This window comes from Salinibaculum salinum, assembly GCF_037645885.1.
Classification (GTDB): Archaea; Halobacteriota; Halobacteria; order Halobacteriales; family Haloarculaceae; genus Salinibaculum; species Salinibaculum salinum.
Genome location: NZ_JBBENW010000015.1, coordinates 69,257 through 85,702, shown reverse-complemented (window position 1 = coordinate 85,702; position 16,446 = coordinate 69,257). Strand labels below are relative to the sequence as shown.

Annotated in this window: 19 protein-coding genes; 11 read left to right on the top strand and 8 right to left on the bottom strand. The window is 63.7% G+C overall.

Translation table 11 applies throughout. The features are described from left to right. Positions 1-8: 8 nt before the first annotated feature. Entirely contained in the window at positions 9-1,154 is a 1,146-nt protein-coding gene (locus tag WDJ60_RS13360) for a nicotinate phosphoribosyltransferase (protein WP_340101045.1), read from the bottom strand. Between the two features lie 415 nt (positions 1,155-1,569). On the opposite strand from WDJ60_RS13360, the gene WDJ60_RS13355 reads away from it, so the two are divergent. After that, positions 1,570-2,778 (top strand): RNA-guided endonuclease InsQ/TnpB family protein, encoded by a 1,209-nt coding sequence (locus WDJ60_RS13355; RefSeq protein WP_340101044.1) that lies wholly within the window; start codon positions 1,570-1,572, stop codon positions 2,776-2,778. Positions 2,779-2,856: 78 nt separating this feature from the next. On the opposite strand, the gene WDJ60_RS13350 is transcribed toward WDJ60_RS13355, so the two are convergent. Then, entirely contained in the window at positions 2,857-4,149 is a 1,293-nt protein-coding gene (locus WDJ60_RS13350) for an Hvo_1808 family surface protein (protein WP_340101042.1), read from the bottom strand. Next, positions 4,146-5,639 carry an Hvo_1808 family surface protein gene (locus tag WDJ60_RS13345; RefSeq protein WP_340101040.1) on the bottom strand — a complete coding sequence of 498 codons (1,494 nt, stop codon included), beginning with the start codon at positions 5,637-5,639 and terminating at the stop codon, positions 4,146-4,148. Before WDJ60_RS13345 ends, WDJ60_RS13350 begins: the two co-directional genes overlap by 4 nt. Before the next feature lie 119 nt (positions 5,640-5,758). On the opposite strand from WDJ60_RS13345, the gene WDJ60_RS13340 reads away from it, so the two are divergent. Continuing rightward, positions 5,759-6,331: a cysteine hydrolase family protein gene (locus WDJ60_RS13340; protein ID WP_340101038.1), complete on the top strand. Its 573-nt coding sequence runs from the start codon at positions 5,759-5,761 to the stop codon at positions 6,329-6,331. Next, positions 6,328-6,786, top strand: coding sequence for a GNAT family N-acetyltransferase (locus tag WDJ60_RS13335; protein WP_340101036.1), 459 nt, complete (start codon positions 6,328-6,330; stop codon positions 6,784-6,786). The genes WDJ60_RS13340 and WDJ60_RS13335 overlap by 4 nt, the downstream gene beginning before the upstream one ends. Positions 6,787-6,804: 18 nt before the next feature. Here WDJ60_RS13335 and WDJ60_RS13330 read toward each other — a convergent pair whose 3' ends face one another. After that, a complete protein-coding gene (locus WDJ60_RS13330) occupies positions 6,805-7,629 on the bottom strand; it encodes a DUF8155 domain-containing protein (RefSeq protein WP_340101097.1) in 825 nt (274 codons plus the stop codon). A 200-nt stretch (positions 7,630-7,829) separates the two neighbouring features. On the opposite strand from WDJ60_RS13330, the gene WDJ60_RS13325 reads away from it, so the two are divergent. Continuing rightward, a complete protein-coding gene (locus WDJ60_RS13325; protein WP_340101035.1) occupies positions 7,830-8,480 on the top strand; it encodes a lipoyl protein ligase domain-containing protein in 651 nt (216 codons plus the stop codon). A gap of 69 nt (positions 8,481-8,549) precedes the next feature. Beyond that, entirely contained in the window at positions 8,550-9,887 is a 1,338-nt protein-coding gene (locus WDJ60_RS13320; protein WP_340101034.1) for a dihydroorotase, read from the top strand. Here WDJ60_RS13320 and WDJ60_RS13315 read toward each other — a convergent pair. Then, a complete protein-coding gene (locus tag WDJ60_RS13315; protein ID WP_340101033.1) occupies positions 9,878-10,300 on the bottom strand; it encodes a hypothetical protein in 423 nt (140 codons plus the stop codon). The genes WDJ60_RS13320 and WDJ60_RS13315 overlap by 10 nt on opposite strands. Beyond that, entirely contained in the window at positions 10,301-10,936 is a 636-nt protein-coding gene (locus WDJ60_RS13310; RefSeq protein ID WP_340101032.1) for a DUF5806 family protein, read from the bottom strand. An 80-nt stretch (positions 10,937-11,016) separates the two neighbouring features. Here WDJ60_RS13310 and WDJ60_RS13305 point away from each other — a divergent pair, with 80 nt between their 5' ends. Further along, positions 11,017-11,382: a universal stress protein gene (locus WDJ60_RS13305; RefSeq protein ID WP_340101031.1), complete on the top strand. Its 366-nt coding sequence runs from the start codon at positions 11,017-11,019 to the stop codon at positions 11,380-11,382. Next, positions 11,379-11,909 carry a GNAT family N-acetyltransferase gene (locus tag WDJ60_RS13300; RefSeq protein WP_340101030.1) on the top strand — a complete coding sequence of 177 codons (531 nt, stop codon included), beginning with the start codon at positions 11,379-11,381 and terminating at the stop codon, positions 11,907-11,909. The genes WDJ60_RS13305 and WDJ60_RS13300 overlap by 4 nt, the downstream gene beginning before the upstream one ends. A gap of 7 nt (positions 11,910-11,916) precedes the next feature. On the opposite strand, the gene WDJ60_RS13295 is transcribed toward WDJ60_RS13300, so the two are convergent. Beyond that, on the bottom strand, positions 11,917-12,360 hold the full coding sequence (locus tag WDJ60_RS13295; protein WP_340101029.1) for a universal stress protein: 444 nt from the start codon (positions 12,358-12,360) through the stop codon (positions 11,917-11,919). A gap of 90 nt (positions 12,361-12,450) precedes the next feature. Between WDJ60_RS13295 and WDJ60_RS13290 the strand changes: the two genes are divergently transcribed. Both WDJ60_RS13290 and WDJ60_RS13285 read left to right on the top strand, forming a co-directional pair. Beyond that, positions 12,451-12,927: a universal stress protein gene (locus tag WDJ60_RS13290; protein WP_340101028.1), complete on the top strand. Its 477-nt coding sequence runs from the start codon at positions 12,451-12,453 to the stop codon at positions 12,925-12,927. A 110-nt stretch (positions 12,928-13,037) separates the two neighbouring features. Further along, entirely contained in the window at positions 13,038-14,129 is a 1,092-nt protein-coding gene (locus tag WDJ60_RS13285; protein WP_340101026.1) for a DHH family phosphoesterase, read from the top strand. Between the two features lie 145 nt (positions 14,130-14,274). On the opposite strand, the gene WDJ60_RS13280 is transcribed toward WDJ60_RS13285, so the two are convergent. Next, positions 14,275-14,634, bottom strand: a complete 360-nt coding sequence (locus tag WDJ60_RS13280) for a PadR family transcriptional regulator (RefSeq protein WP_340101024.1) — start codon at positions 14,632-14,634, stop codon at positions 14,275-14,277. Positions 14,635-14,882: 248 nt separating this feature from the next. Between WDJ60_RS13280 and WDJ60_RS13275 the strand changes: the two genes are divergently transcribed. Further along, complete coding sequence (locus tag WDJ60_RS13275) at positions 14,883-15,065, top strand: hypothetical protein (protein ID WP_340101022.1); 183 nt, start codon at positions 14,883-14,885, stop codon at positions 15,063-15,065. A gap of 35 nt (positions 15,066-15,100) precedes the next feature. Next, entirely contained in the window at positions 15,101-16,405 is a 1,305-nt protein-coding gene (gene hisS / locus WDJ60_RS13270; protein WP_340101020.1) for a histidine--tRNA ligase, read from the top strand. Positions 16,406-16,446: the final 41 nt, after the last annotated feature.

Here is a 16,446-nt window from a genome sequence, read left to right as displayed (position 1 = left end):
GAGACTCCTTACCGACCGAATCCGACCGTTTCGGCGTCTTCGGCCGCGCGCTCGGCTGCAGCGTCGATGTCGAACTCCCGAACTATCTCGCCGTCTCGAATGAGCGGTTCGAGCAGCGGATCGCCGTCTTTGGGACCGTCACGGTCGGCCAGCCCGACGTGGTGTGCGCCGTCGGGCGTCCGGTAGACCTCCTTTTTGCCGTCGAGTTTGCCGCGTTTTGCTGCCAGTTCCCCTTCCACCTCGACGATGTCGAGTGCGAAGTCCTCGGGGTCGGCGTTGGAGACGTAGCTGCCGATGCCGAAGCCAGCGGCCACGTCCCGCAGTTCGCGGATGCTCTCCGGTCCGATACCGCCGCTCGCGAAGATACCGATATCCTCGTGCCCGCGCGCGTCGAGTTTCCAGCGAATCTCTCTGAGAATGTGTCGGAAATCGCCCCGGCGGGAACTGGTCGTATCGATGCGGACGCTGTCGAGGTCCTCGACGGCTTCGACCGCACGGAGCGTCTCCTCGACTTCGTCGTCGTAAGTGTCACAGAGTGCAACGCGTGGCACGTCCTCGCCGACGGCCTCGTCGAAGGCCCGCCAGGCTTGCTCCTGATTTCCGCGGCCGAAACAGATGACTAGCGCGTGGGGCATCGTCCCGCCGGCTTCGCGGCCGATGACCTCGCCCGCGGCGACGTTCGAGATGCCGTCGAGGCCGCCAACGAGCGCCGACCGCTCTATCATCGCCCCAATCGAGGGGTGAACGTGTCGAGTCCCGAAACTCAACACGAGCGAGTCGGGGGCTGCCCGCCGGGTCTCCAGCGCGCGCGTCGCCACGCCAGTCGGATGGGAGAGAAAGCCAAGCAGTGCCGTCTCTAGCCGACAGAACTCCTGATACCGACCCTCGATGCGCATCACGGGGCCGCCGTCGAACAGTTGCCCCTCTCTGAGCGCGTCCGCGTCGACGTCGTACCCGGCCAACAACTGGGCAGCGTCTTCCACGCCCGCAAAGACGTTCCACTCCCCGGTCGGGAACTGGTCTAAGGTCACCTCAGTGACGACCGTCGGATTCTTGCCCGCGTGTTGCAGGGCCTCCATCGTCCGATCGAAGTACGCGTCCGTCGCTCGTCCCGCCGCGATGTCCTCCGACGGGACGATATCGAACTCCGCCATGTCGGCCCGTTCATCCTGTGTAATGAAAACATTTTGTTTTCAGAGGGCTGGCGTGCAGACGATTCGTCTGCAGTTTGCTGACCCGTCGCGGCGTGTCCGCTCCGTCTCCCAATTCGAGGCGGAGGCCCCACCCTCAAGGAGCGCCGGGCTTCCGGCCCCGGCGGAAGCACAAGCGAGTAGGGTGGGGAGGATAGCGTGAGACGAAGTCTCACGGACCATGCGAACGGGCCTGCGGCCCGTGAGCAGAAGCCGACCCCGGTATCAACCAGACACCAGACTGTTGCCTGCTAACTCCCAATAATTAATACTGTTGGACGTAACTTCGTAAAGATATTCGCCACCCCGGAGTGGCGAAATTCTTGAAAGGCTTACGTCAGACAGTATAAGTAACTACAAGCAGATATATGAAAATATCGTGGAGTACCGTCGAACCGCCGTTATCAAGCTCGACACACCTGAAGGAGCGGATACACACCTGCGGGAGACTATCGAGCAATTCAAATACTGTTCCAACACCGCGAGCAAGTGGTGTTGGCACGGCGACGACGGCTACCACGTCACATCCAAGGCGAAGGCCGAAGATGCGCTGTACGACCAGCTACGCGAGGATACGGAGTTGACCGCGAATCTCGTCCAGAAAGGGATTCATCAGGCCGTCGAATCCATCAAGAGCGGTATCGAACGAATCAAGAACGACCAAGACACGTCACGTCCAACGTTCACGGCGGATACCGCCGTCTACGATAGGCGAAGCGCCACGTTCCACCGTGACCACGTTTCGCTATCGACACCGGACGGGCGTATCGAGTGCGACTATATTCTTCCCGACGACGCCGACACACCGCCGACGAAGTACGTTGCCAACGAGGACTACGAGTTTCGGCGGGCGACACTCCATCGCCGCGACGGCGACTGGTATCTCCATGCGTCAATGCTCAAAGAGGACGACGACACCGACTCCACGACCGGGCACAGAACAGTCCTCGGTGTGGACCTCGGTGTGAATCAACTCGCGGTCGCTTCGACAGGACGGTTCTGGTCGGCAGACGAGTTTACCCACTGGAAGCGAGAGTACGAGAAGCGGCGTGGCGACCTCCAACAGTGCGGGACACGGGCGGCACACGACGCGATAGAAGGTGTCGAGCGCAAAGAGGACGGACGCTTCGAGATATTCCTGCATCGTGTCGCCAACGAACTCGTAGCCGAAGCCGCCGAACACGACTGTTCGCATATCGTGTTCGAGGACCTGACCGACATTCGTGAGAACGTCCCACAGGCGTCGTGGCACCATCTGTGGGCGTTCCGTCGCCTCTCCGAGTACGTCGCATACAAGGCCAAAGAGCAGGGCATCGAAGCCGTCCAAGTGGACCCACGGAACACATCGAAGCGGTGTTCGACCTGTGGGTTTACCCACGACGACAACCGCCACGACGAGGACTTTGAGTGTCTGGATTGCGGCTACCAGAACCACGCGGACTACAACGCTTCCAAAAACATCGGCCTTCAGTATCTCCGGCGTCGGCAAAACGCAGACGACGGAGGCGCACCCGTAGACGTGCGCTTGAATCGCGGGACGCTGAACGTGAGTGGAGAGTACGACCTTCCCGCTTCATCTGAGGCGTAGAACGGGAGTCCACGCGAAAGCCCTCCCCTCAACGAGCGAGCGGGGCCATTGCCCCCGAGCGAAGTAGGGGAGGGTAGTTTACTCGGCGTGAATATCGTCGAGGTCGTCGACGGTCGGTGCGTTGACGATGCGCACGCGGTTCCCGTCGCGAGTGACGCGGAAGGCGTCGCCGAAGGAACTCGATTCGGGAACGACGTAGACGCCGTCACCCTCAACGCGCGCGTCGTGGCTGGCGAGTGCGTCGCGGTAGGCGTCGTGGAACTCACGGGCGTCCGCGCGACTGTCCCAGGCGAGCTCCCAGACGTAGCCGTACTGGTCGCCGTTCTGGTACGGAATCAGCGTATCTCCGCCCCAGCCGTCACTGACGGGACCGGTGTACCCGCCGCTCGCGTCGCCGTTCATTTGGAACAGCACCTGAATCGACGCCTGGCCGGCGGTGTCTGCGACCGGGTCGTGGTCGAACCGGGACCACTCGCTGTCCGACCGATCAGGAATGGACACGTCGACGGGTTCCTCGTCGGGGTACTGCGAGGGGTTCGAAACCTGCTCGGTGCTCGGCGGGTAGTCGTCGTAGAGGTCGTCGACAGCGTCCCACCCGCCGCGTTGCTCGATCGCTTCGACGAACGACGGGCCGACGGCGTACGGATAGCTGATGACGGTGATGACGCCACGATCGATGTTTCCACCACCCGAGCCAGACGGGAACGACTCGATACACGACCACTCGCCCCCACAGCGCTGGTTGTAGCGTCGCTCGATGACCGTCGCCTCGCCCTCGACGACGCCGTTCCGTGCCAGCTGTGCATCTTGCGTCTCTGGTGCGTCTCCGAGACCGAACTGCTGGTCCTGGAGGGCGTGGACGAGTTCGTGAACCAGCGTTCCGCGATCGATCTTCGGCTCGTCACTGTTGCTCACGATGACGATGCGGTCCTCGCTCGGCGAGTAGTAGCCGAGCACCGCGCTGCCGTAGGCGTCTTCGAAGACGGCGCTGACGTTTCGGTCCTCGCCGACCAGCAACAGGGCCTCCCAGACCTGATTGTTCCACTTCGAATGCGTGGCGTTCGCTTCGAAGGGCTGGTTCTGTCGGTACTCGCTCCGGTTGATAATCTCGACTGGCACCGACTCGTTGAACTCCAGCCCGCGCATCTGCTCGATGCGCGCCATTGATCGATTGACGACGATTCCCAACTCCGATTCGCTGAGGCCGTCGCTTTCGTCCACGTCGATAGAGTCGTTGTACCAGTAGCCACCCTCCCAGCCGAGTTGGTCCTGGCTGGGATCTTCGGCCGCCGAGCCCGCACCGTCGGGGCCGCCGAGTGTCGCACATCCTGACAGGACGACCAGCAGTGTGACGAGCAGTACCCGCTTCATTTCGCCTCCCCGTGGATGTCTTCGAGAGCGTCTGGGTTCGGGCCGCTGACAATGGTCACGGTGTCACCGTCGACGGCCACGTCGACAGCACCGGTAAAGGGACTATCTTCGGCAATCTCCCAGTGGCCGGCCGGCTGCTGGCTGCCGCCCCAGTGCGAGAGGAGTTGCTCGTAGCTGTCAGCAAAGCGCTGTGCGTCGGTTGAGGAGTCCCAGCCGAGTCGCCAGACGTAGCCGGTCTCGCCATCCCGCTGGTAGACGTGCATCCGGTCGCCCGTCCAGCCGCGAGTCGCCGGCAGGTCGTAATTGAACGGGTCGGTCGTGTTGACACTGCCCGCACCGTCGAAGTTCAGGAAAGTGCGCGGTCCGACGACTGCGCTCCGGTTGTAGTCGTCGTAGAGCGTGTACGCGAACATCGCCGTCAGCCCTGACTGACCGAGCGTGGCGTAGTCGGCGCGTGTCGACGGTCGCACGCGCTCCCAGCCGTTGCTCGTCTGGTCGGTCAGTTCGATGTCCCGAGGCTGGAACTGACCGTACTCCGACGGATAGATGACGGGTTTGGCGCTCGTGGGCGGCGATTCGAATGCATCGTTGACGGCGTCCCAGCCACCGTCAGCGCGGAGCGACTGCACGAAGCCGATACCGTCGCTATACGGGAAATACTCTAGAATATAGATGCCGAGATGGACATCAGGGGCACTCGCTTCGGTCGCGTCGTCGGGTGCTTGCCCTGGACCTGACTGCTCAGACGGGAGACAGGACCAGTTCTCGCCGCAGCGGTCGAGATACGCCTGTTCGACGGTCCGTGCGTCACCTTCGATGAGACCGTTTCGACCGTTGTAGGCGTCGCGCGTCTCGGCGTCGGCGTTCGCGAGGTCGAAGTGCTGGTCCTGGAGGGCGTGGACGAGCTCGTGTGCGAGCGTTCGCTCGCCGTCGAACTGCGGACTGTCCGAATTAGAGATGAGCACGATATCCCCACGTCCTGGGCTGTAGAAGCCGGCGACGGCCTGGTCAAGGGTCTCCGCCTGTTCGTCGAGCGAATCGTTCTGGGTACCGATGAGGTGCAGCGCTTCGAACTTCGCGTTGTCGAACCGTCGGAACGTCTCGTCCGTGTTCCGGTTGTCGCCGGAACTGTAGTTGCTCCGACTGACGACGCTGACGTTGACCGACTCCTCGAACTCCAGCCCGCGAATCAGCTCGACGCGTGCCATCGCCCGCGAGATGGCTCGGTCGCGCTCGCTGGCGTTGAGTCCGTCGCTTGCGTTCACGTTGATTGGGTCGTCGTGCCAGTAGCCGTCCTCCCAGCCCAGCGTGTCGCTTTCAGGGTCTGGTCGCTCCGTGTGGCTGACCGCTGCTGACTCATTTGCCGTGTCGTTCTGTTCGGCCGTCGCTGTCGTCTCGGGTGTTGCCGTCGAACCGTCGGCAGCCGGGGCGAGACCGGCACAGCCGGCGAGGAGGAAACAGACGGCAACCAGGAGGGCGGCGCGGCGCATACACCCCTCTTTGGCTACTGAGAGAAAAGCCTGTCCGACGCGCCGGTCTGTCCCTCTGATTCCTTGTAAAACATTTCTCTTCAGAAAGTCCTTTTGTTGGCGAATTATAGTTAACACGTATGCAGGTCGACCCAGACTCCACCGCTGTCGTGGTCGTCGATATGCAAAACGGGTTCTGTCACCCCGATGGCAGCCTCTATGCACCGGGAAGCGAGGCAGCTATCGACCCCTGTGCGACGCTCGTCGCGCGTGCCCGCGATGCCGACACCCCCGTTGTGTTCACGCGAGACGTACACCCGCCCGAACAGTTCGAGGACGCCCACTACTACGACGAGTTCGACCGCTGGGGCGAGCACGTCGTCGAGGGCTCCTGGGAAGCCGAACTCGTCGAGGAACTCGACCCGACCGACGAGGACCTCGTCGTCGTGAAACACACCTACGACGCGTTCTACCAGACGCAACTGGAGGGGTATCTCGAATCACACGGCATCGACGACCTCGTCATCGTCGGGACGCTGGCGAACGTCTGTGTGCTGCACACCGCTTCCAGTGCCGGACTGCGCGACTATCGTCCGGTCCTCGTCGAGGACGCCGTCGGTGCTATCGAGGACGACCATCGCGAGTATGCGCTGGAGCACGCCGATTTCCTGTTCGGCGAACTGACCGCACTCGACGACGTTACCTTCGCGTGACGACGATTCGTCGCTACCAGCCCCGGGACGCTGCCGCCGTCCGTCGCCTCAACGACCGCGTCCTGCGGGCGGCTGGAACCGACCCCGCGGACATTCCCCACCCCGACGACATCGAAGACGTGCAGGGGGCGTACCTCGATACTGGTGGGGAGTTTCTCGTTGCCGAGCGCAACGGTGGCGTGGTCGGAATCGGCGGGCTCCGCGTCGACGGTACGGAGGGAGAACTGTTCCGGATGCGCGTCGCACTTGACTGCCAGCGGCAGGGTGTCGGAACCGACCTGCTGGCCGCACTCGAAGACGCCGCTCGCAAACGCGGCGTCGAGGTGCTCCGGGCACAGACCGCGCAGCGACAGTCTGCCGCCGTTTCCTTCTACCCCGACAACGGATACGAGCACGTGGGCACCTCGACGCGCGGTGACGAGTACACACTTATTCACTTCCGGAAAGAACTGTAAGCGCTCTATTCCGACCGTTCAGACGTCCACTGTCACGGTCACTTCTTCCCTCATCTCCAGCGAGATGTCCTTACCGACCAATTTCACACCGAGACGGTCCCGCGTACAGAACAGCGCAATTCCGGTCACCGGTTCGTCGTTTGCCAAGACCGTACAGTCACGCCACGTCACGTCTCGACCGGACACGCTGCCGACGCGCCGGCCGGCGATTTCAGCGCGGCTACCGCCGCCGAGCAGCCCGCCACCGTCGTAGTGGGGGAAGCCACCGTCCAGGACGCCGCCGTCGCTCTCGATACCAGCGAAGCGCTTGCCCGGCGCTGGATGGGCTGGGTTGTCGAGCCACGCCCACGTTTCGCCAGTCCCGGCGACGGTTCCGGTGCCGTCCCACGGTACCGGTTCGGGGTCGACCGTCACGTCGATTGGGAGCGATCCCGACGCTCGATGGTGGTTCGCGTCCTGCTCTCGGAAACCGAGATGGATGTGGTTGGGGACCCACGGTGCGAAAAAGCCCGCCCGAACCAGTGTCCCCAGCGGGTCACCGACGGCAACCGTGTCGCCAGCCGTTATCCCCGGCTTCACGTGCAACAGGCGCGCGACGTACTCGCCGGTGTCGACCAGAATGAGATAGTCCTGATCGGCAGCGTACGGCTGGGGCGGTGCATCGACGGCTCGCGTCTCGAGCACTTCGCCCGCGACCGGAGAGGGGGCAGTCTCGACCCGATTCTGCTCGTCGCCGGGATAGAGGTCGATTGCACAGCCGCTGTTGTGGGCGACGAACGGCGAGTTGTACAGTGAAAACCGGCGATACTGCAGGAGTACGTCCCGGCCGAGCGTGACTGCCATCACCGTCGGGTTGGCGCGAGCGGGCTTCATTCTTCGCCCAGATGCTTATATGACAAAACGGGACCACTGTCGCTCGTGTCCTGACCAGCGCCACGGGACGGCTCGCGGTAGTGCGACGCACCGTTCCGTGATCTCCCGTTCGCGTCGCCTGCTCGCTTTCCCGCCGCGACAGTTTTGTCGCTGCGCTCCAACGGACAGCTATGCGCGTACTCCGTGGTCGAGCCGAAACTATCGCCGCCGATCGCGAGCGGACCGACGAGATGGTCGAGTCGGCAGTCGAAACCGGCGACCCCGCCCTGCGTGTCTGGACCCCACACCGGCAGGTTGCCTTCGGTCGCCGTGACGCTCGCATGGACGGCTATGACGCTGCCACCGCGGCTGCCGAGCGGCGCGACTTTCCCGCTGTCGAACGCGAGGTCGGTGGTCGGGCTGTCGCGTACACCGGCTCGACGCTCGCGTTCGTCCATGCCGACCCGGCTGCCGACCGGACTGCCATCCAGGCGCGGTACGTCGAGGCGACTGACCGACTCGTCCGCGCGCTCGACAGCGTCGGCGTCGACGCAGCCGAGGGCGAACCACCCGATTCCTTCTGTCCCGGCACACACTCGCTGCAAGCGACCGGCAAGATAGCGGGTCTCGCACAGCGCGTGCGCCGCGACGTTGCGGTCACTGCTGGCGTCGTCATCATCAGTGATCACCAGCCCATCGCCGACGTGCTCGAACCGGTCTACGATGCGCTCGGCGTACCCTTCGACCCAGGCAGCGTCGGCAGCGTCGCTCGCGCGGGCGGCCCCACCGACGCCAAGCGAGTCGGCGACGCCGTCGTCGAGGTATTTTCCGACGGACTGTGATTCTGCCGGACGGGTCGTCGCTCAACCGCGGTCCGGGAGACTTAGGAGACCCCGGCGTCGAGAGTGGGTATGCTCATCAGGGACGCGACGCTCGCGGACGGACGGGAGCGGGACGTCCGGATTCGCGGAGAGACGATTGCTGCCGTTGAGGAGGACCTCGACCCGGCAGAGGACGACCGGGTCGTCGACGCCAGCGGCAAGCGACTCTTGCCGGGGATGATCGACACGCACGTCCACTTCCGCGAACCGGGCTACTCGCACAAGGAAACGTGGGCCACGGGCTCGCGAAGCGCCGCAGCGGGTGGCGTCACCACGGTCGTCGATCAGCCAAACACCGACCCACCGACGGTCACCGGTGCTGCCTTCGATCAGAAGGTCGAACTTGCGGACACGTCGCTCGTCGATTACGGCATCAACGGCGGCGTCACCGGCGACTGGGACCCCGAGACGCTCCTCTCTCGCCGGCTCTTTGCGCTCGGTGAGGTGTTCCTCGCGGACTCGACGGGTGAGATGGGAATCGAGACCGACCTGTTCGCCGACGCACTCGCGCGGGCAACGGAGCGGGACGTGACCGTCACGGTCCACGCCGAGGACGCCACGCAGTTCAACGTGAGCGCGAAACAGCGCGACGATGCCGATGCCTGGAGCGCCTATCGGACCGCACAGGCCGAAGTCGAGGCTGTTCGGCGCGCCTGCCAGATTGCTACCGACGAGGGCGCGCGTATCCACATCGCGCACACGAGCACGCCAGGCGGCATCGACGTTGCCAGCGAGGCGGGGATGACCTGCGAAGTGACGCCACACCACATGCTCCTCTCCCGGAGCGATCTCTCGAAGTTGGGGACGTACGGGCGGATGAACCCGCCGCTCCGCCGGGAGAAGCGCCGCCAGCGCGTCTACGAGAAAGTCGCCGACGGAACCGTCGACATGATTGCGACCGACCACGCGCCCCATACCAGCGAGGAAAAAGACGCTGGTATCTGGGACGCGCCCAGTGGCGTCCCTGGCGTCGAGACGGCGCTCCCACTTCTTCTCTCGGAGGCACGCCACGGAAACCTCACCTACGAACGTGTCCGGGACCTCACCGCGGCAAACCCGGCGGACATCTTTGACCTCCCGAACAAGGGTTGCGTTGCGGAAGGGAACGACGCCGACCTGGTGCTCGTCGACACGACTAGCACGCGACCCATCCGCGCGGACGCACTCCACACGAAGTGCGACTGGACGCCATTCGAAGGGTGGGAAGCGGTCTTCCCCGAGCTAACGCTGGTCCGGGGAGAGATCGTCTACGAACGCGACGCCGACGGCTCGGAGACGTTCGGTGACCCGCTCGGACAGAACGTCCGTGGCCTCTCGCCCCATCAGGACGCTTCTGAGCCGTCCACAGACTCGACCGGTCAGGACTGACCAGTCGGGGGGTCGATGTCGAACGCTTTCATCCCTCGGGCTTGTTCGACTCGTCGCTCCGGTATCGGTGCAAGAATTCCGTATTGGAGTCTGTAGAGGGCGAGCCCGACCCCCATTCCGAGCAACAGCGCCGCTGCTGGTGAGGCGACGACGGTCCACCCGAGGACGAGAACGAGACCGACAGCGAGCGTCAGTCCGAACGCAGCGAGGTGAGACAGCGGACGCCGCTCGTCGATGACAGAGAGAACTTGCGTCTGCTCAGTCAGGTAGAGACTCGACGCAAGGATGCCGGCACCGACGATAGCGATAGCGACAGTCCAGCCGGGAGGGCCGCTGGTACCGACCGCGCCGCCGACCGTCGCACCGAGTGCGAGCGAGAAGTCGACTGTGAGCACTCGGGCACGAGTGTCCATCTATTCGGTATCGATGTGGTGGCCACACTCCGGGCAGGTCACCTCGTCGTGGCGGAGCGCGGCGCTGTGTTCCCGGACCTCCCGCATCACCTCCGATACGTCGTCCTCGGCCTGGAGTTCCTCTTCGACCGAGAGGTCGACCCCTTCGACTTCGAGCAGGAACTTCGCCACTTCCGTGGCTTCGTACATCACGTCGTCGAGTTCTTCGGCGGTGAAAAAGTCCGACATCGCCCCGTAGAGGAAGGTCGCGCCGGCGGTTCGGACCTTCTCCTCGAAGGAGTGACGGGCCTGGTTGACTGCCTGGGGGGAGTAGGTATCAGTCATGAACGGGACGAGTTCGGGGAGATGCTCGCCGATTTTCGTCATCTCGACGCCAGTCTCAGTTCGGAAATCGGCACAGAGGCGGGCGATGGCCCACTCGCGGGCAGTGATGTACGTTCGTTCGCGGAGGAACTCGTTGGCGCGGTCGTAGGTGCTGCCGTCGATTTTGGTAAAGCGGTCGTACGTGCGTACGTCCTCGGGGATTCCCGGGCTGGCGTCTCCCGTCTCGGATTGCTGGTCTTCGGTCGCATCGTTGGCGGCCCCGTCCTCGAGCTGGACGGCATCGTCTTCTGCTGGCCCGGAATCATCTGTCATGCGCGTTGGTGGGGGCCGATACCGAAAAAGGGTGTCGCCGCTCCGGGAGGCTTTTGACGGTCGGTACCGACATCTCACTCATGCACATCCTGCTCGGTGTCGGCGGGGACGACCGCTCAGCGCGGGCGCTGGAAGAGACTGTCCAGCGCGCCCGGGCGGCCGGCGACCATCTCACAGTCGCTATTTACAGCGATGCTGCTGGGTCGACATTGTCGGACGTAGAGGCGACGATCCGTGACCAACTCGACGACCTCGGCTTCGAGCCCTCGATTCGGCATCTCGAGGGCGACCCCGGGAGCTCACTGGTTACACTGGCCGAAAACGAGCAAGTCGACCGCATCGCACTTGCCGGCGGTCATCGCAGTCCGCTCGGAAAGATACAACTTGACCCGGTGTCTGAGTTTGTCCTGTTGAACGCAAACACCACGGTGACTCTGGTCAGATGACTCCCGAATTTCCCGACGACCCGGTCGACGACTTCCCGACTCCGCCCCGCGAGTTTACCGACGCTGAGGGCCGAGACATCGTTGTCGAACGTGTCGACAGTGACGCTATCGACGCGCTCCGTGAGATGTATCTCGATTTCAATCCGGAGGACCGCGCACAGGGCGTCCCACCGGTCCGTGAGGACGCCATTCAGGAGTGGCTCGAAAGCGTCGTCGCCGAGGACTGTCTGAACGTCGTCGCATTCCACGAGGACAACGCCGTCGGCCACGCGATGCTCGTCCCGGACACGACGGGTGCCTTCGAACTCGCGATCTTCGTCCTGCGGGAGTATCAGGGGGCGCTCATCGGGACTGAACTCGTCCGGTCGCTACTGGGCTGGGGGCAAGAAGAGGGCATCACGCGCGTCTGGTTGTCCGTCGAGCGGTGGAACGACCCCGCGGTCAGGCTATACGAGAAAGTCGGCTTCGAGACGACAGATAGCGCCAGTTTCGAGCTCGAAATGGCGATACGTCTCGGCGAAGACTGAGCCGCAGTCAGACCGAGAGGACCGGCTGACTCGCGTATTCGAGGACGTAGAGTGCTGCTTTGCCGAGCGTCGCGTCCAGCTTGTCCGTCTCTGTCTCGCGGGGAACGACCAGAAAGTCGGCGTCGAGTTCGTCGGCGGCATCGAGGATGACGCTGCCGGGCGTCTGAGTGAGTCGTTGTGCGGAGAAGCCGGCCGCAGAACTGTTCGAGAGTTTGATGCCGTCATCGAGTTGCTCGCGGACACGGTCAGTGAACGCGCGGTGTTCTTCGGCGACCGACTCGGCGGTCACGTCGCCAGTCTCGATACCACGAGCGACCCGTTCGTCCAGCACGTGCAGGACGTGCAGATTCGCATCGTATCGGTCGGCGACCGCAACCGCGTAGTCGACAGCGCGTTCGCTCTCGTCGCTGGTGTCGACCGGCGCGAGCACGAGGTCGAGTTCGACGCCCATCACACTTGTGTCGTTGGGGCATCGGCAAAAAGCCGCCGGTCGGTGGCGAAATCGGGCGGCTTTTTTAACCCACCGGTAGTAGCGATGTGTATGTTCGAGACGGTCGTCATCGCCACGGACGGGTCAGAGAGCGCCGAGCGTGCCGTCCGGATGGCGCTGGATATCGCCGACCGCTTCGGGGCGACTGTCCACGCCCTCTCCGTCGTCGACGCCGGCGACGTCGCTGCGTCGCCGGACGAACTCCGCGACGACCTCGAAAACGCACTCGCTACTGCCGGCGGTGAAGCGGTCGAAGCCGTCAAAACGCGTGCAGCAGAGACGGTTCCCGACTGTGCGGTCACCACGGCTGTCCGCGAGGGTGAGCCGGTCGAAGAAATCATGGACTACGCTGACGACCACGACGCGGACGTCATCGCGATGGGCACCCGTGGCCGCCACGGTGACCACGCGTTCCTGCTCGGCAGTGTCGCCGAGGGCATCGTTCGCCACTCGAAGACGCCCGTCCTCACGGTTCGACAGCTCGGCGACGAAGAACTCGAGGAAGACCTCGGCGCAGCGATGGATTGATACGGTCGGTTGCACCTGCGTCCGGCGTCCCGGTGAGTTCCGGAAGTGACGTACAACCGACCGTATGGTGGGACCGGGGCCTTCTTTGTAGCTCGCCCGTTCGACGGTGTATGGACGACTGGCTCATCGACGACGACCGACTCTCCATCGGGCGCAAATCCGTGCTCCCCGGCGCGGGATTTTTCCGACCGGACTCTATCGAGGAGGAACAGGCCGAACGAGAAGCAGCGGAAGCGTTCGCGGGTGCGAACGTCGTGGTCATCGCAGACCCCGACGCCGACGGTCTCGCGTGTACGGCCCTGATCCGTGTCGCCCACGACGAGGGTGTGCTCTTGCCCGCCGGTCCCCACGAACTGGAAGAGGCACTCGAGTGGGCAAGCGAGTACGCCGAACCCGCGGCAGACGTGTTCGTCTGTGACCTCTGCCCGGACAGCGAGTACGACATCGCCGCCGTAGCTGCCCTGACCGACCGCGTCGAGAGCGTCACCTGGTTCGACCACCACCAGTGGAGCCCCGACCTCGCCGCGACGGTCCGTGATGCGGGCGTTGCCCTCACAGTCGGTGACAGCGACGAGGTCTGTACGACCGATGTGGCACTCGAAGAACTCGATTCCGACTTCGACGAGCGCTACGCCGAACTCGCGGCGGTGACCCGCGACCACGACCTCTGGATTCGCGAGGACGCCCGTTCGGACGACCTCGCGGATTACGCCTACTGGGCCGAACCAGTGGAGTACATCGAGACGGTGCTGACTCACGGTGCGGACCTCCCGACCGAAGTCGAGGAGTATCTCGCCGAGAAGCGCGTCGAGAAGGACGCACTGATCGAGAAAGCCGTCGAGCGTGCTGAACTCCGCGACGTCGGCGAGTGGACTGTCGGCGTCACGTACGGCCGGTGCTCACAGAACGAGGTCGCCGAGGCGCTCCGCGAGCAGGGGTCGGACGCCGCCGTTATCGTCAAACCCGCTGGCAGTGCCTCGATTCGCGGGACTGAGAACTTCGAGCGGTGTCACGAGGTTGCCGCTCAGGTCAACGGCGGCGGCCACCCGAAAGCCGCCGGCTGCAAACCCGACATCTACGACGACATGCTCGACTACGCCCACCACTGGTCGACCCGCGGTGCGGTGGCAAAACAGGCGATTCTAGATGCATTCAAGCGACTGCCAGCCGAGGAAGACGAAGAAAGCACCGGCTGCGAGTGAAACGAGCAGCCGTTTTTCGCCCACGTTTTTCGACGAGTGGTTGCGACTGACGGGAGCGACCCGAGGAGAAAAAGGTGGCAGCGACGCGTTCAAGCGACTGCCAGCAGAAGATGATGAGGGTGTCGGGACGGAACAGTAATCCGCGTTACTCGACGCGTGCGAGCAGTTCTTCGAGGTCGGCCTGGCGCTCGTCGTTCGTGTTCAGTTTCGAGACGGTCCACTCGATATCGGCGAGCAAGGCCTCGTAGCCCGCGTCCGTGAGGGCGTACTCGTTGGTGCGCTTGTCTCGTTCGCTCTTCTCGACGAGGTCCTCTGCGACGAGGTCGTCGAGGTTCGGGTAGAGTCGCCCGTGGTTGACATCCGTGTCGTAGTACGCTTCGAGTTCGCGCTTGATCGCGAGTCCGTAGCGGGCTTCTTCTGCGAGAACAGTGAGAATCGTCTGCTGAAACGCGGTCAGTTCTGGTGTAATCTCGGGCGTCTTCGATACAGATTGTGCCTCTGACATGCAACTGTCCGTTCTATTTGCAGACACCTATACATGTCACCTATATACTTTGAACTGAGCCCGGGTGCCCATCTAGACTGTGAGTGTGTTGAAATGTACCACGCTCGTTCTCGGCCCGGAGCGACCGTTTCTTGGGGGACCGATCGGAGAGTCGATATGAACTGGAAGGTGTTGCGCGCGTACGTCGACCACTTCCTGCCCCGCGAGGTTATCGGCCCGGTTGTCTCATTTTTTCCCTCGAGGGTATCGTGGATGGCCTGTTCAACCTGTACGTCCCGGACGGCTACGACACCGTCGGCTGGGCACTCGTCTTCCTCGTCTCGCTGACGGTCATCGCCTACTGGGGTGCGACCGATGAAGAGGCACGCGAGGAACTGGACGAGCGAATCGAGGAAATCCAGACGGAAGCGAACGCAGAAGAGTCGCCATAGAAGCTTTCAAGCGCGCCCTGGTCGAACCCCGGCACATGTACGACCGCATCAAGGGCTTCCGTGACTTCTACCCCGCAGAGATGCAGGCCCGGCGGCAGGTTATCGACACCGTCGAGGACACCGCCGCAGCCTACGGCTTCCGGGAAATCGGGACGCCCGCGCTCGAACCGACCGAGATGTACGTCGACAAGAGCGGCGAGGAGATCGTCGAAGAACTCTATTCCTTCGAGGACCGGGGCGGCCGCGACGTGGCGCTGACCCCCGAACTCACTCCGACCGTCGCGCGGATGTTCGTCGCCAAACAGCAGGAGCTCTCGAAACCCGTCAAGTGGGTCTCGACTCGACCCTTCTGGCGCTACGAAGAACCACAGCAGGGCCGCTTTCGCGAGTTCTACCAGACCAACGTCGACATCTTCGGTTCTGCCGACCCCGCTGCCGATGCCGAGATCCTGGCCGTCGCTGCCGACGCACTCGCCGGTCTCGGTCTCTCCGACGACGACTTCGACTTCCGCGTCTCCCACCGCGACATCCTCGGCGGTCTCCTGGAATCGTTCGACGCCGACGTAGCAACACAAGCGGCGATTCGGGCCGTCGACAAGCGCGCCAAAGTCGACGACGACGAGTACTTTGGCCTCCTCGCGGCGGCGGGCCTCTCTGATTCACAGGCCGCGGAGTTCGACGACCTGCTGGAGACGCCCGAAGACGACCTCGACGATCTCGTCGCATTCGCCGGCACTGACCGCGTCGAGGCTGCTGTCGAGAATCTCCAGAACGTCCTCGACGCTGCCGCGGACTTCGGCGTCCGGGAGAACTGCACGCTCTCGCTGACGACCGCGCGCGGCCTCGATTACTACACCGGCGTCGTCTTCGAATGCTTCGACTCCACCGGCGAGGTGTCGCGGTCGGTGTTCGGCGGCGGCCGCTACGACAACCTCATCGAAGGATTTGGCGGCCAGCCCACACCTGCGGTCGGCTTCGCGCCGGGGCACGCGACGCTCGGACTGCTCTGTCAGCGCGCCGGCGTCTGGCCCGACGAAGAACTCTCGACGGATTACTACGTCTTGCAGGTGGGCGACACCCGCGACGTGGCCGCGCGCATCGCTCGCGACCTGCGCGGTCTCGGCCACGTCGTCGAATCTGACGTGTCCGGGCGGAGCTTCGGTGCACAACTCGACTACGCTGACTCGATCAACGCCGAGACGGTCGTCATCGTCGGCGAGCAGGACCTGGAAAACGACGAAGTGACTGTCAAGGACATGGTGAGCGGCGACCAGACGACCGCGCCCGTCGACGGATTCCCCGGCGACCACGACCGACCGACGTTCGAGGACTTCGCCTGAGCAATACTGGTCGCTGAGCGACTGACGGTCGAACTCCGAAG

What these genes read in the sequence shown, in the direction of transcription:
- WDJ60_RS13295 (WP_340101029.1), bottom strand. Translation starts at nt 12,360, where the DNA reads ATGGGCGTCGAACTCGACCTCGTGCTCGCGCCGGTCGACACCAGCGAC.
- WDJ60_RS13350 (WP_340101042.1), bottom strand. Translation starts at nt 4,149, where the DNA reads ATGAAGCGGGTACTGCTCGTCACACTGCTGGTCGTCCTGTCAGGATGT.
- WDJ60_RS13315 (WP_340101033.1), bottom strand. Translation starts at nt 10,300, where the DNA reads ATGGACACTCGTGCCCGAGTGCTCACAGTCGACTTCTCGCTCGCACTC.
- hisS (WP_340101020.1), top strand. Translation starts at nt 15,101, where the DNA reads ATGTACGACCGCATCAAGGGCTTCCGTGACTTCTACCCCGCAGAGATG.
- WDJ60_RS13280 (WP_340101024.1), bottom strand. Translation starts at nt 14,634, where the DNA reads ATGTCAGAGGCACAATCTGTATCGAAGACGCCCGAGATTACACCAGAA.
- WDJ60_RS13345 (WP_340101040.1), bottom strand. Translation starts at nt 5,639, where the DNA reads ATGCGCCGCGCCGCCCTCCTGGTTGCCGTCTGTTTCCTCCTCGCCGGC.
- WDJ60_RS13325 (WP_340101035.1), top strand. Translation starts at nt 7,830, where the DNA reads ATGCGCGTACTCCGTGGTCGAGCCGAAACTATCGCCGCCGATCGCGAG.
- WDJ60_RS13305 (WP_340101031.1), top strand. Translation starts at nt 11,017, where the DNA reads ATGCACATCCTGCTCGGTGTCGGCGGGGACGACCGCTCAGCGCGGGCG.
- WDJ60_RS13340 (WP_340101038.1), top strand. Translation starts at nt 5,759, where the DNA reads ATGCAGGTCGACCCAGACTCCACCGCTGTCGTGGTCGTCGATATGCAA.
- WDJ60_RS13290 (WP_340101028.1), top strand. Translation starts at nt 12,451, where the DNA reads ATGTTCGAGACGGTCGTCATCGCCACGGACGGGTCAGAGAGCGCCGAG.
- WDJ60_RS13330 (WP_340101097.1), bottom strand. Translation starts at nt 7,629, where the DNA reads ATGGCAGTCACGCTCGGCCGGGACGTACTCCTGCAGTATCGCCGGTTT.
- WDJ60_RS13320 (WP_340101034.1), top strand. Translation starts at nt 8,550, where the DNA reads ATGCTCATCAGGGACGCGACGCTCGCGGACGGACGGGAGCGGGACGTC.
- WDJ60_RS13285 (WP_340101026.1), top strand. Translation starts at nt 13,038, where the DNA reads ATGGACGACTGGCTCATCGACGACGACCGACTCTCCATCGGGCGCAAA.
- WDJ60_RS13300 (WP_340101030.1), top strand. Translation starts at nt 11,379, where the DNA reads ATGACTCCCGAATTTCCCGACGACCCGGTCGACGACTTCCCGACTCCG.
- WDJ60_RS13310 (WP_340101032.1), bottom strand. Translation starts at nt 10,936, where the DNA reads ATGACAGATGATTCCGGGCCAGCAGAAGACGATGCCGTCCAGCTCGAG.
- WDJ60_RS13360 (WP_340101045.1), bottom strand. Translation starts at nt 1,154, where the DNA reads ATGGCGGAGTTCGATATCGTCCCGTCGGAGGACATCGCGGCGGGACGA.